At 65.5% G+C, this 13,674-nt stretch carries 9 protein-coding genes; 5 read left to right on the top strand and 4 right to left on the bottom strand.

The window, feature by feature from the left end:
• Positions 1-141: 141 nt before the first annotated feature.
• A complete protein-coding gene (locus OC450_RS33860) occupies positions 142-1,350 on the top strand; it encodes an MFS transporter (RefSeq protein ID WP_211384074.1) in 1,209 nt (402 codons plus the stop codon).
• A 109-nt stretch (positions 1,351-1,459) separates the two neighbouring features.
• On the opposite strand, the gene OC450_RS33855 is transcribed toward OC450_RS33860, so the two are convergent.
• A complete protein-coding gene (locus tag OC450_RS33855; RefSeq protein ID WP_262049458.1) occupies positions 1,460-2,785 on the bottom strand; it encodes an MFS transporter in 1,326 nt (441 codons plus the stop codon).
• Between the two features lie 143 nt (positions 2,786-2,928).
• Between OC450_RS33855 and OC450_RS33850 the strand changes: the two genes are divergently transcribed.
• From OC450_RS33850 to OC450_RS33835, 4 genes are read left to right on the top strand one after another with little or no spacing between them, the layout of a single operon-like run.
• Positions 2,929-3,582, top strand: coding sequence for an ABC transporter ATP-binding protein (locus OC450_RS33850; protein ID WP_262049457.1), 654 nt, complete (start codon positions 2,929-2,931; stop codon positions 3,580-3,582).
• Positions 3,579-6,041: an ABC transporter permease gene (locus OC450_RS33845; protein ID WP_262049456.1), complete on the top strand. Its 2,463-nt coding sequence runs from the start codon at positions 3,579-3,581 to the stop codon at positions 6,039-6,041. Before OC450_RS33850 ends, OC450_RS33845 begins: the two co-directional genes overlap by 4 nt.
• Positions 6,031-7,113, top strand: a complete 1,083-nt coding sequence (locus OC450_RS33840) for a lipocalin-like domain-containing protein (protein ID WP_211384070.1) — start codon at positions 6,031-6,033, stop codon at positions 7,111-7,113. Before OC450_RS33845 ends, OC450_RS33840 begins: the two co-directional genes overlap by 11 nt.
• A 27-nt stretch (positions 7,114-7,140) precedes the next feature.
• Positions 7,141-7,527, top strand: coding sequence for an MAPEG family protein (locus OC450_RS33835; RefSeq protein ID WP_256808872.1), 387 nt, complete (start codon positions 7,141-7,143; stop codon positions 7,525-7,527).
• Positions 7,528-7,609: 82 nt separating this feature from the next.
• Here OC450_RS33835 and OC450_RS33830 read toward each other — a convergent pair whose 3' ends face one another.
• From OC450_RS33830 to OC450_RS33820, 3 genes are all read right to left on the bottom strand, one after another.
• On the bottom strand, positions 7,610-8,800 hold the full coding sequence (locus tag OC450_RS33830) for an ABC transporter substrate-binding protein (protein WP_211384068.1): 1,191 nt from the start codon (positions 8,798-8,800) through the stop codon (positions 7,610-7,612).
• Between the two features lie 164 nt (positions 8,801-8,964).
• Positions 8,965-12,132 (bottom strand): efflux RND transporter permease subunit, encoded by a 3,168-nt coding sequence (locus OC450_RS33825; RefSeq protein ID WP_211384067.1) that lies wholly within the window; start codon positions 12,130-12,132, stop codon positions 8,965-8,967.
• A complete protein-coding gene (locus OC450_RS33820; RefSeq protein WP_211384066.1) occupies positions 12,129-13,334 on the bottom strand; it encodes an efflux RND transporter periplasmic adaptor subunit in 1,206 nt (401 codons plus the stop codon). The genes OC450_RS33825 and OC450_RS33820 overlap by 4 nt, the downstream gene beginning before the upstream one ends.
• Positions 13,335-13,674: the final 340 nt, after the last annotated feature.

Below are 13,674 nucleotides of genomic sequence, written 5' to 3'. Positions count from 1 at the left end.
GGACGTTCTAAACACCTGCTCGCGCTGCAAACTCCGCCTTCGCCCCGACCCGCGCTAGCTGCCATGCGCCCGCGTTCATGGACAAATAACCGCTGTGCCCGATAGTTTGCGCGTCCCCAAGGAACGTAAAACGGAACTGCAATGGTCGACGTTCTCGCTGCACCGCAGCAAGGCAAGGCGGACAGTGCACTGCGCACGCTGACCGGAATCTCGATCGCGCATTGGGTCAGCCATTTCCATCTGCTGGTCCTGCCGATGCTGTTTCCGTTCCTCAAAGGCCAGCTCGGCGTCGGCTATATCGAGCTCGGCTTCGCGCTCACCGTGTCCGCGGTGGTGTCGGGGCTGACGCAGGCGCCGACCGGCTATCTCGTCGATCATTTTGGCGCGCGAAGGATCCTGCTGGGCGGCCTCACGCTCGGCGGCGTCGCGCTGATCCTGCTCGGCCTGCACCTCAGCTACGCCTCGCTGATCGCCTGCGCCGTGCTGCTCGGGCTCGCCAACAGCGTCTACCATCCCGCCGACTACGCCATCCTCGCCGAGCACATGGACGAGGCGCGGATGGGCCGCGCCTTCTCGATCCACACCTTTGCCGGCTACTTCGGCGGCGCGGTGGCGCCGGCGATTGTCGCCGCGCTGGTTGTCGTGTCCGGCGGTGTCGGGGCTTTGATCGCAGCGGGTGCGACCGGCGTTGCGGTGGCGTTGCTGCTGGTCGTCATGAACATTCCCGATGCCGGTGCCCACAAGGCAAAGCCGGGCGCAGCGAACGCGCCGAAGCAGGCCGTGATCACCCCGGCGCTGATCACGCTCACGGCGCTGTTCATGCTGCTCAGCCTGTCGGTCGCCGGCATCAACAATTTCGGCGTGGTGGCGCTGATGAGCGGCTATGGCACGTCCTATTCGGCCGCCAATATCGCGCTCACCGCGTTTCTCGGCGCCAGTGCAGCGGGCGTGCTCGCGGGCGGCTTCCTCGCCGACCATACCGAGCGTCACGGCTACGTCGCCGCGGCCTGCTTTGCCGCGAACGCGGGAATCGTGCTGCTGATCGCTTTGGTGACGCTGCCGGGCTGGGCTTTGACCGCGACGATGACGGCCGCGGGCTTCCTCTCCGGAGTGATCGCGCCCTCGCGCGACATGCTGGTGCGTAATGCCGCGCCGCCCGGTGCCGCCGGCCGCGCCTTCGGCATCGTCTCCACCGGCTTCAATCTCGGCGGCATCGTCAGCCCGCTGCTGTTCGGCTGGATCATGGACCAGAGCGCGCCGCACTGGGTATTCGGGGCGTCCGTGATCTTCATGCTCGCAACGGTGGTGCTGTCGCCGTTCACCGAACGGCGGGCGAAAACCGGTTCGTGAGCGGCGAAGGTCGCTACAAATTCAATCGTCGTCCCGCATCAACACACTGGATGTCGTCCCGACCTTTGCCGGGACGAAGCTATTGATTGGAGCGGGCGAAACACCGACCCTACGTCGGCGACACCGCGCCCTTCAACGCGCCGGCCTGCGGCGCGGCGGCGCCGGTCAGCCGGGCCTTTTCAGTGTTCGGCCAGAGCAGGAGCAGCCCGAGCAGACCGGAGCCGACCATGATCGCGGCGTTGATGGTGAAGCCGGTCATGTAGCCGTCGAGCATGCTGCCAGCCCGCTGGATCACGGTGCCCATCACGGCGGGCGCGATGATGCCCGAAAGCGTGTAGAGCGCGCCGTAGATTGCGAGGATCGCGCCGCGTTGCGAGGTCGGCGTGAACTCGCCGAGCATCGGCGGGCAGACCACGTAGATGGCGCCGCACAGGCCCGTTCCGACCACGAGCAAGGTGAGCTGAAGGGCCGCGCCTTGGACATGCGGCATCGTGGCCAGGATCAGGCCGCCGATGACCAGCGGCACGGAGCCGAGCACGCCGCGGGCGATGCGCGTGGTCGAGCCGCGGGCCATCATCAGCTGCGAGATCCAGCCGGTCAGGATCACGATGGTGGCGCCGAACAGCCATGGCAGGGTCGAGATCCAGCCGGCCTGGCTCTGCGAGAAGCCGAGGCCCTTGATGATGAACGGCGTGAACCAGGTCAGCCCGAGCGACAGCGCCCAGTAAGCGCCGAACGTCGCCGCGACGCAGCCGAGGAACGTGCGGGAGGTGAGCAGCTGAATGTAGGGAATCTTCGTCTCGGCCGCCGCCAGAGCCTGGGTATCCTCGAGCGGGCCTTCCTTGCCGAACGCGAGCCAGGCACAGACCCACATCAGGCCGACGACACCGAGCGCGCCGAAGGCGTAGTGCCAGGAATGATTGACGATGACCCAGTTCAGCGCCGGCACCGCGAGGATGACGCCGAAGGCCGAGCCCTGCGACAGGATCGCGGTCGGCAGCGTCCGCTTCTCGTCGGGAAACCATTTGTAGATCGCGTGCGCGGCGACCGAGAAGGCCGGGCCTTCGCCCGCGCCCAGCACGATGCGGCAGATCAAGAGCGTGGTGAAGGAGACGGTGCCGACCATCGGAAACTGCGCCAGCGCCCAGACCACCGCGAGCGCGAGCAGCACCCAGCGCGTCGGCACCTTGTTGACGATGAAGCCGACAACGATCGCGGAGATCGAGAACAGGAAGAAGAACGAGGAGCCGAGCAGGCCAAACTGCTCCGGCTCGAGCTTCAGGTCCGACATGATCGGCACGCCGGCGAGGCCGACGACGATCTTGTCGGCGAAGTTTACCAGCATGAACAGAAACAGCAGAAAGGTGACGGTCCAGGCTCCCTTTGGCGTCCCGGTCGTCTCGCTCGCCACCTTGGGCGTTCCTTGAGCGCTCATGATTCTCCCCGTCGTCTTTTTGGCACTTTTTTGATTTGGTCGTTTTGCGAGCTAACAACGGCTTCGAGACCAACGCAACCCGGCATTTCCGCAGCAGGTGTGCTACGCAGCAATTCCGTTAATTCCTTCCGGCGCCATCCATCGTGCTGAGTATCCGAAACCTCTCCAAGACATTCTCTTCGGCCGGCGAGCCGGTCCATGTGCTGCGCGGTGTCGATCTCGATCTCAAGGCCGGCGAACGCGTCGCGCTGACCGGCGAGTCCGGCAGCGGCAAGAGCACGCTGCTGCACCTCGTCGCGGGGCTCGATGCCGCCGATGGCGGCACGATCCGGCTGGAAGACACGGAGGTCACCAAGCTTTCCGATGCCGGGCGCGCGCAGCTGCGCCGCGACCGGATCGGCCTGGTTTTTCAGCAGTTCAATCTGATCCCGAGCCTTTCCGTCGCGGACAATCTCGCGTTCCAGGCGCGGATCGCCGGCCGCCACGATGCGGCCTGGTCCAGGGAATTGATCGAGCGGCTCGGTCTCGGCAGCCTGCTCAAGCGTTATCCGGAACAATTATCAGGCGGACAGCAGCAACGGGTCGCGATCGGCCGGGCGCTGGCGACAAGGCCATCGTTGCTGCTCGCGGACGAGCCGACCGGCAATCTGGATGAGTCGACCGCCGAGGACGTGCTGGCCCTGACGCGCGATCTCGTCATCCGCACCGGCTGCGGCTTCCTGATGGTGACGCACAGCCTGCATCTGGCCGCAACGCTCGACCGCCAAGTCACCTTGCACGCGGGGCGGATCGCATGAAGCGCGCGCTGTGGATCCTCGCGGTGCTGCTCAGCCATTGGCGGCGCCACAAGATGCAGTTTGCGACGCTCCTGATCGGGCTGATCGCGGCGACCGCGCTGTGGAGCGGCGTGCAGGCGATCAACCAGCAGGCCCGCAACGCCTATGATCGCGCCGCGGCAACGTTCGGCGGCACTCGCACGGCGATGCTGGTCGCACCTGATACCGCGACTTTCTCGCAGGACCTTTTCGTCAAGCTCCGCCGCGCCGGCTGGCCGGTCTCGCCGATGCTGGAGGGACGCGTCCAGATCAACGGACGCGCAGTGCGATTGCTCGGCATCGAGCCGGTGACGCTGCCGGCCGATGTCGGCAACGCGCCGCGCCTTGGTGCTTCGGATCTGGGCAGTTTTGTTGCCGCGCCGGGCCAGACATTGGTCGCGCAAGAGACGCTTGCCGATCTGCAGGAACAGCAAGGCGCGGCACCCGCGATCAGCAGCGGCGCAACACTGCCGCCGCTGCGCGTATTGCCCCAGCTCGTGCCCGATGTGCTGGTGGTCGACATCGGCGTGGCGCAGCGGCTGCTGAACAAGCCGGACCAGGTCTCGCGGCTGCTGATCGGCAAGCCCAGGGGCAAGCTCGCACCGCTGGCAAGCGTCGTCGGCGAGCAATTGCAGCGGGTCGAGCCCAATGCGGAGACGGAGCTGGAACGCCTCACCGACAGCTTCCATCTCAATCTCACGGCCTTCGGCCTGCTGTCGTTCTTCGTCGGCCTCTTCATCGTCAACTCCGCCGTCGGCCTCGCTTTCGAACAACGGCTCCCGATGCTGCGGACGTTGCGAGCCTGCGGTGCCTCGGCGCGTCTGGTCAACACCGTGCTGGTGGTCGAGCTGGTGGCATTGGCACTGATCGCCGGACTGATCGGGCTCGCCTGCGGCTATTTCATCGCGGCTGCGCTCTTGCCCGACGTTGCGGCGTCGCTGCGCGGGCTCTACGGCGCGCAGATCCCGGGACAGCTCAGCTTGCGACCTGAATGGTGGCTCGCCGGCATTGGCATCAGCATTGCCGGCGCGCTTGTTGCGGCGGCGACCAGCCTGATCAAGGCGATCAGGATGCCGGTGCTGGCCACCGCGCAGCCGCATGCCTGGCAGCAGCGACAGCGCCGCTGGCTGATCCTGCAGAGCGGAGCGGCCTGCGCCGTGTTCGCGGTCGCACTGTTGCTGCTTCACTACGGACAATCGCTGATCGCGGGCTTCGGCGTGCTGGCAGCGCTGATGCTCGGTGCGGCACTGATCTTGCCGGCCTTCCTCGAGATCCTCCTGCTCGCGGGCCAGCGTTTCGCACGGGGCCCGCTGGCGCTGTGGTTCTGGGCGGACAGCCGCCAGCAGCTTTCCGGATTGTCGCTGGCACTGATGGCGCTGCTGCTCGCGCTCGCCGTCAACGTCGGGGTCTCCACCATGGTGGAAACGTTCAGCCGCACCTTCATCGGCTGGCTCAACGGACGGCTCGCGGCCGACGTCTACATCAGCGCCTCCGACAATGCGCAAGGCGTCGCGATCCGGAGCTGGCTGAAGGAGCGTAGCGACGTGCAGGCGATCCTCTCGGGCGGGCGCGCCGAGACGCAGGTTCAGGGCCAGCCGGTCGAATTGCTCGGCCTACCCGATCACCCGCTCTATCGCGAGCGCTGGCCGCTGCTGGAAGCCGCGCCGCGCGCCTGGACCCTGCTCGTGCCGGGCAACGCCGCCTTCATCAGCGAGCAGCTGAGCCGGCGCCTGAACGTCCGGGTCGGCGATGTCATCGACGTCCCGGCGCCGGGCGGGAGCTGGGAGCTCGACATCGCCGGGATCTATGCCGATTACGGCAACCCCAAGGGGCAGCTCGCCGTCAACGTCGCCGCGCTCATTCGACAGTTTCCGCAGACGCCGCAGACGCGGATCGGCCTCATCGTCGCGAAGCAGAACATCCCAGGCCTGATCGCGGCGTTGCAGAAGCAGTTTGCGCTCGACGACCGCAGCGTCGCCGACCAGGCGACGGTGAAGGCGGAATCGATCCGCATCTTCAACCGCACCTTTGCGGTGACGTCTGCGCTGAACGCCTTCACGCTCGGCGTCGCGGGCATCGCGCTGCTGACCAGCCTGCTGACGCTGGCGAATTCCCGCCTGCCGCAGCTCGCGCCGCTGTGGGCGATCGGCATCACGCGGCCGCGCCTCGCCGCGATCGAGCTGACCAAGACGCTGTCGGTCGCGCTGTTCACATCGCTCCTTGCCGTGCCGCTCGGACTGCTCGTGGCGTGGTGCCTGATCGCGATCGTCAACGTGAAGGCGTTCGGCTGGCGGCTGCCGTTCCACGTGTTTCCGCCGCAACTGGTGGGGCTGGTCGCGGTGGCGCTGGTCGCGTCGCTGCTTGCGGCACTGCTGCCGATGATAAGGCTGGCGCGGATGCAACCGGCGAACCTCGTCAAGGTGTTTGCCAATGAGCGCTGACAAAATCTCGCGGCGCGCTTTGTTCGGCGGCATCGCTGCGCTCGCGCTTGCACGCCGTGCGGGCGCGCAAGGCTATGCCGGGCTCGGCGAGACGGCCGACGGCTTTGCGAAGGTCACGCCGGGAAAGACGTTCGCCTTTCCCGCCGATCACGGGCCGCATCCTGATTTTCGCATCGAGTGGTGGTATCTCACGGCAAATCTCGTCGACGCGAGCGGCGCGGCTTGCGGCCTGCAATGGACGCTGTTCCGTCAGGCGGCGCAGCCGGGACCGCAGGGCGAAGGCTGGGCCAATCAGCAGATCTGGATGGCGCACGCCGCAGTGACGCGCGCGGACACCCACCGCTTCAACGAGGTATTTTCCCGCGGCGGGATCGGACAGGCCGGCGTCACGGCAAAACCGTTTGCGGCCTGGATCGACGATTGGGAGATGAAGGGTCTCGAGCGCAGCGACGATCGCACCCTGGCGCCGCTGACGCTGAAGGCCGCGGGTACCGACTTCAGCTACGCGCTGACACTGGAGGCCGATCGTCCCGTGGTGCTGCAGGGCGATGGCGGCTACAGCCGCAAGTCGGAGCGCGGGCAAGCGTCGTACTATTACAGCCAGCCGTTCTACCGCGCGCGGGGCACGCTCACCATCGACGACAAGCCGGCCGATGTCTCCGGCCAGGCCTGGATGGACCGCGAATGGAGCAGCCAGCCGCTCGACGCCGACCAGACCGGCTGGGACTGGCTGTCGCTGCACCTGTCATCCGGCGACAAGCTGATGCTGTACCGGCTGCGGCAGAAGGACGGCCGGAATTATCCGTTCGGCAACTGGATCACCGCCGCAGGCGGCACGCAGATGATTGCAGGCAACGACATCCAGATGTTTCCGAGCGCAACAGCGGAGGTTGCGGGACGCAAGCTGCCGGTGGAATGGCAGATCGCGATTCCCTCGCGGTCGTTCTCGATCCGCTGCAAGCCGCTCAATCCCAAAGCCTGGATGGGGACCGGCTTCTCCTATTGGGAAGGACCGATCAGCTTCGCCGGCACGCATGACGGCGTTGGCTATCTCGAGCTGACCGGGTATTGAACCGCGACCTCTTCAAAGGGATTCGCCATGTATCATCTCACCGCCCTCGTCACGCTGCTGGCGATCGCATTCTATTTCTTCACCTGCATCAATGTCTCGCGGTCGCGGACCAAAACGGGCGTCAGGGTGCCGGCGATGACAGGCCATCCCGATTTCGAGCGCGCCTTCCGCATCCAGATGAACACGCTGGAATGGATGCCGATCTTCCTGCCGGCACTCTGGCTGTTTGCGATCCATATCGGCGATGCCGTCGCAGCCGGAATCGGAGCGGTCTGGATCATCGGCCGCATCGTCTATTTCATCGGCTATTCGAAGGCCGCCGCAAAGCGCGGCCCCGGCTTTGCGATCCAGGGCATCGCCGCGATTGCGTTGTGGGCAGGCGCTCTGGGGGCAGTGGTGCTGCGGCTGGTGTGAGGCTCGAGCAACCTCAACACACTCAGTGTCGTCCCGGCGCGAAGGCCGGGACGACGGCGGAGCTATTAGCGCGGTCCCCGCCTCACTTGGTCAGCGGGCAGCCGCTTTCCTTGGCGGTAAGGAAGGCCTGGTCGCCGGGGACCACGGCGAGCTGCTTGTAGTAGTCCCACGGCTTCTTCGATTCCGAGGGCTTCTTGACCTCGAACAGATACATGTCGTGGACCATGCGACCGTTCTGCAGCACCTTGCCCTTGGCGAAGGCGTCGTCGACCGGCAGCTCCTTCAGCTTCTTGGCGACCGCTTCGGTGTCCTTGGTGCCGGCGGCCTTCACCGCCTTCAGGTAGCTGAGCGTCGCCGAATAGGTGCCGGCGTGGATCATGCTCGGCATTCTCCCGGTGCGCTTGAAGAAGCGCTCGGAGAATGCCCGCGACGCATCGTCATGATCCCAATAGAAGCCTTCGGTCAGGACCAGGCCTTGCGCCGCCTGCAACCCGAGGCCGTTCACCTCCGCAAGCGTCATCAACAGACCGGCGAGCTTCTGGCCGCCGGAGACGATGCCGAACTCGGCCGCCTGCTTGATCGAGTTGGTGGTGTCCTGGCCCGCATTGGCGAGGCCGACGATCTTCGCCTTCGAGCTCTGCGCCTGCAGCAGGAAGGAGGAGAAGTCCGACGAGTTGAGCGGAACGCGGACCGAGCCGAGCACCTTGCCGCCATTGTGGGTGACGATCTCGCTGGTGTCCTTCTCCAGCGCGTAGCCGAAGGCGTAGTCCGCGGTGAGGAAGAACCAGGTATCGCCGCCGGCCTTGGTCAGCGCACCGCCGGTACCGACCGCGAGTGCATGGGTATCGAACGCCCAGTGGAAGCCATAGGGCGAGCAGGCGCTGCCGGTGATGCTCGAGGTCGCCGCGCCGACCACGATGTCGATCTTCTTCTTTTCCTTCGACAGGTCCTGCACGGCCAGCGCCACCGACGATGTCGTGAGTTCCGTGATCATGTCGACATTGTCGGCGTCGTACCAGCGGCGTGCAATGGAGGTGGCGAGGTCAGGCTTGTTCTGGTGATCGGCGGTGATCATCTCGACCTTCTGGCCGAGCACTTCGCCGCCAAAATCCTCGATCGCCATCTTGGCGGCTTCGACCGAGTACTTGCCGCCGTAGTCGGCATAGACGCCGGACTGGTCGTTGAGGATGCCGATCTTGACGCCCTGCGCGGAGGCTGGCGCCGCCAGCAACAGGGCAGAGGTTGCGACAGCGGCCAAAAGTGCTGATTTCATTCGTTGGCTCCCAGCAGTTTTCTGTTTTGAAATCGCGCGGATACTAATGAAGAACCCCGGGCCTGCCCATCCATTTCATGTTGGTCGTTAGTTGGAGGAAGCGCCAAGCAAACGGCGTCGTCCCGACACCGAGGTGGTCGATACGCCAGTGGTCAACCCCGGCCCTATGGAGCCACGACCTCCGGCTTCTTGTCGTTCCGCCCCTCGGCCAGGTTCCGCACCACCACATAGAAGATCGGTGTGAACAGAAGACCGAACAGGGTGACGCCGATCATGCCGAAGAACACGGCGACGCCGACAGCCTGACGCATTTCCGAGCCCGAGCCGGACGATATCACCAGCGGCAGCACGCCGAGGATGAAGGCGAAGGAGGTCATCAGGATCGGCCGCAAGCGCAGGCGGCAGGCGTCGATCACGGCCTCCAGCCGCGGCTTGCCTTCTTTTTCGATGTCGCGCGCAAACTCAACGATCAGGATCGCATTCTTCGCCGCGAGCCCCACGAGAACGACAAATCCGATCTGGGTGAGGATGTTGACGTCCTGCCCCATGATGCGCACACCGATGGTCGCAGCGAGCAGGCACATCGGCACGATCAGGATCACCGCGAACGGCAGCGTCCAGCTGCCATATTGCGCGGCGAGCACGAGATAGACGAACAGCACGCAGATCGGGAACACCAGCAGGCCGGCATTGCCGCCGGTGATTTGCTGGTAGGAAAGGTCGGTCCATTCGAAAGTGAAGCCGCTCGGCAAGGTATCGTCCGCAAGCTTCTTGATGGTGTTGAGCGCCGTGGTCGAGCTCACGCCCGGCGCTGGCTCACCCTGGAGCTCGGATGCTGCATAGAGATTGTAGCGGGCGACGCGGTCAGGGCCGGAGACATCCTTGAAGTCGACCACGCTGCCGAGCATCACCATGTCGCCGGAGGCGTTGCGCGTGCGTAGCCGCGCGAGGTCGGTCGGCTCTTTCCGGAACGGGAAATCGGCCTGCGCGGTGACGTGATAGGTCCGGCCGAACAGGTTGAAGTCGTTGACATAGGTCGATCCGAAATAGGTCTGGATCGTGTCGTTGATGTTGGCGATCGGCACCCCGAGCTTCTGCGCCTTGGTGCGGTCGATGTCGACGAAGAGCTGCGGAGTGTTGGCCGAGAACGGCGAGAACACCGTCGGAGCGAGCAGCAAGGGCGATTTGCGCGCCGCGGCGACGAGCTCGTCGGTGGCTGCGGCGAGCAGTTCAGGCCCGCGACCCTGGCGGTCCTGGATGCGGATGGTGAAGCCGCCGCCAGTGCCGATGCCGGGCACAGCCGGCGGCGGAATCACGATGATGAAGGCGCCCTGGATCGCTGCCAGGCGCTTGCGCAGCTCGACCGTGATGGCATTTGCGGTAAGCCCCTTCTTGATTCGTGCCTCGGGCTCCTCGAATACCGGGAACAGCGCCGCAGCGTTGCCGGCCTGCGTGCGCGTGGCGCCGGAGAAGCCGGCGAAGGCCGCGACGCGGACGATGCCCGGCGTATCCAGCGAGATCCGCTCGATCTCGCGCACGACCTCGGTGGTGCGCGCCAGCGAGGCCGCACCCGGCAATTGCACGGAGATGATGACGTAGCCGCGGTCCTGCGCCGGAATAAAGCCCTGCGGCGTGGTCCCGATCAGCCAGCCGGCACTGCCGATCAGGACCACATAGATCAGGATCATCACCACAGAATGCCGGATGACGAAATTGGCGACACCGGCATAGCCGTGCGCCAGCCGGTCGAACACGCGGTTGAAGGCACCCGTGAACGCGCTCCAGCCGCGGGCGAGGATATTCCAGCGCGCCGGCGGCCGCTTCTCCTCGTGCGGAACGAGGAGAAGCGAGGCCAGCGCCGGCGACAGCGTCAGCGAGCAGAAGCAGGAGATCGCGGTCGCGACCGCGATGGTGACGGCGAATTGCTGGAAGAATTGCCCGGATATGCCCCCTAAGAACGCGGTCGGGACGAACACGGCACACAGCACCAGCGCGATCGAGACCAGCGCGCCGCCGACCTCCTCCATGGTCTTGAGCGCGGCATCGCGCCTGCTCATGCCGTGCTCGAGATGTCGCTCGACATTCTCGACCACCACGATGGCGTCGTCGACCACGATGCCGACGGCGAGCACGAGGCCGAACAGGGTAAGGTTGTTGATGGAGAAGCCCAGCGCCGCCATCACTGCAAATGTGCCGACCAGCGAGACCGGGATCGCGATGATCGGAATGATCGCCGGCCGCCAGCCTTGCAGGAACACCAGCACGACGATCACCACGAGCAGCATGGCCTCGTAGATGGTCTTGATCAGCTCGTGGACCGACTGCGCGATGAACTCGGTCGGGTTGTAGCCGATATTGTAGTCGAGCCCCTTCGGAAAGCTCTCCTTGAGCTTCGTCATGGTGTCGGAGATGTTCTTTGCCGTGGCGAGCGCGTTCGATCCCGGCCGCTGCGTCACCAGCATGGCGACCGCCGATTTGCGCAGCAGGAAGCTGTTGGTGGAATACGCCAGCGCCCCGAGCTCGATGCGCGCGACGTCGCGCAGGCGCACCGTGCGGCCATCAGAGCCGGCCTTGATCAGGATATCCTCGAACTGCTTCTGGTCTTTCAAGCGCCCGGTGAAGGTGAGATTGGGCTGGAAGGCGCGGTCGGCGATCGGAGGTTCGGCGATCTGGCCGCCCGCGATCTGCACGTTCTGCGCCCGGATCGCGGCGAGCACTTCGGCCGAGGTCAGGCCGAGATTGGCGATCCGGTCGGGATCGAGCCAGAGCCGCATCGAATAGTCGCGTGCGCCGAAGATCTGGATGTCGCCGACGCCGTCGATCCGCAGCAGCTGGTCGCGGACCTGGAGCAGCGCGTAGTTGGAGATGTAGAGCTGGTCGAAGGTGTCGTCCGGCGACAGCATGAACACGACCATCAGGATGTCGGGCGAGTTCTTGCGGGTGACGACGCCGTTGCGCTGCACCTCGTCGGGCAGTTGCGGCTGCGCGATCGCGACGCGGTTCTGCACCAGCACCTGCGCCTTGTCGAGGTCGGTGCCGAGCTTGAAGGTGACGGTGATGGTGAGCTGGCCGTTCGAGGTCGCCTGGCTGTAGAGATACAGCATGTCCTCGACGCCGTTGATCTGTTGCTCTATCGGAGCGGCGACGGTGTCGGACACGGTTTGCGCCGACGCGCCCGGATATTGCGTGGTGACCACGACGGTCGGCGGCACCACCTGCGGATATTCGGAGACCGGCAGCGTGGTGTAGGCGAGCGCGCCGACGATCAGCAGCACGATCGACAGCACCATCGCCAGGATGGGCTGGTTGATGGAGAGACGGCCCAGGTTCATGATTTGCCACCGCCCGGCGCTGGCGCGGTCTGCGGGGCGACCTTGGCGCCGACGCGGGCGCGCTGAATGCCGTTGACGATGACGCGGTCGTCCGGCTTCAGGCCTTCGCGGATCACGCGCAAACCTTCGTCCAGCGGTCCGAGCACCACGGCACGCGCTTCCACGGTGTCGTCAGGCTTGACCACGAACACGATCTTGCGGGACTGGTCGGTCGCGACCGCCACGTCCGGAATCAGCAGCGCCTCGTAGGGCGCGCTGCCGATCAGCCTGATACGGCCGAACTGGCCGGGCAGGATCGAGAGATCGGTGTTCTTGACCACGGCGCGGCTGCGCAGCGTGCCGGTCGAGACGTCGAGGCGGTTATCGAGGAAGTTGATCGAGCCGTCATGCGACGGCTTGGTCTCGCCGGCCAGCGTCACCTGCACGGGGTTCGCGGTATCGCGCGAGCTCGGGCGCTTACCCTCGAACCACAGCTTGCTGTACTTCATGAACGTGGTCTCATCCATGTCGAAATAGACGTAGATCGGATCGAGCGTGACGATCGACGTCAGCAGCGTCGACGAGCCGTTGTCACTGCCCTGCACGAGATTGCCGGGACTGACGAGATGGCGGCTGACGCGGCCGGTGATCGGCGCGGTCACATGCGTGAACTCGATATTGAGCCGGGCGGCCTTCAGCGCACCTTCGGCCTGCGACACCGCGGCGTGTGCGGCCTGCAGGGCCTGGCGGCGCTGGTCGACGACCTGCTCCGAGACCGCGCTGGTCTGAACCAGGTTCAGGCCGCGGTCGAGCTCGCGCTTGGCAAGCTCCACCTTGGCGCGCGCATCGGACAGCTGGCCGTCGGCCTGTTCGGCCACCGCCTCGAACGGACGCGGGTCGATCACGTAGAGCAGATCGCCCTGGTGCACGATGGCGCCGTCCTGGAACTCGACGGAGTTGACGAAGCCGCCGACGCGGGGGCGCACCTGCACCTCCTCGACCGCCTCGAAGCGGCCGGTGAACTCATCCCAATCGGTGACGGTGCGCTTGACCGGCTGAGCGACGGTGACCGGCGCTGGCGGCGGGGCGCCCGCCTGCGAAGTCGGCTGTCCGCAACCGGTGAGCGCGAACGCCGCGGCGAGAAGCCCGGCAATTGTGTAGGGCCGAGGCGAAACGAAATCGTGCTTTTTGACAAACTGCTCGCTTCCGTCCGGTCCAGCCATCCCAGGTCCTCGCATAAAAGCCGCGGAAAAAGCAGGATACTCTTCTCCCCGCGGGCGCCACAAGATGGGTGGCAATGATGAACTCTTCAAGACCAAAGCGCGCGCATTGCTTTGAACGACGCCCCGGCCGGATGGCGGGTTGACAGATGGATGGTCGACTGCGCTCGAGCCGCATTGAAGGTGTCACCCTCCCCTGGAGGGCAGGGCTATCGCATATGAAGAAAAGCGTGGCGGGCAGCTTGCCTGCGGCCCATCCTTCGAGACGCCCGCCTACGGCGGGCCCTCAGGATGAGGTCGCGTTTTGCGGTGAGATATCAGACCCTCATGGTGAGGAGCCCGC

It is taken from the genome of Bradyrhizobium sp. Bra78, assembly GCF_024519855.1.
In the GTDB taxonomy this organism is placed as follows: domain Bacteria; phylum Pseudomonadota; class Alphaproteobacteria; order Rhizobiales; family Xanthobacteraceae; genus Bradyrhizobium; species Bradyrhizobium japonicum_G.
This window is presented reverse-complemented; position numbering and strand designations above follow the sequence as displayed.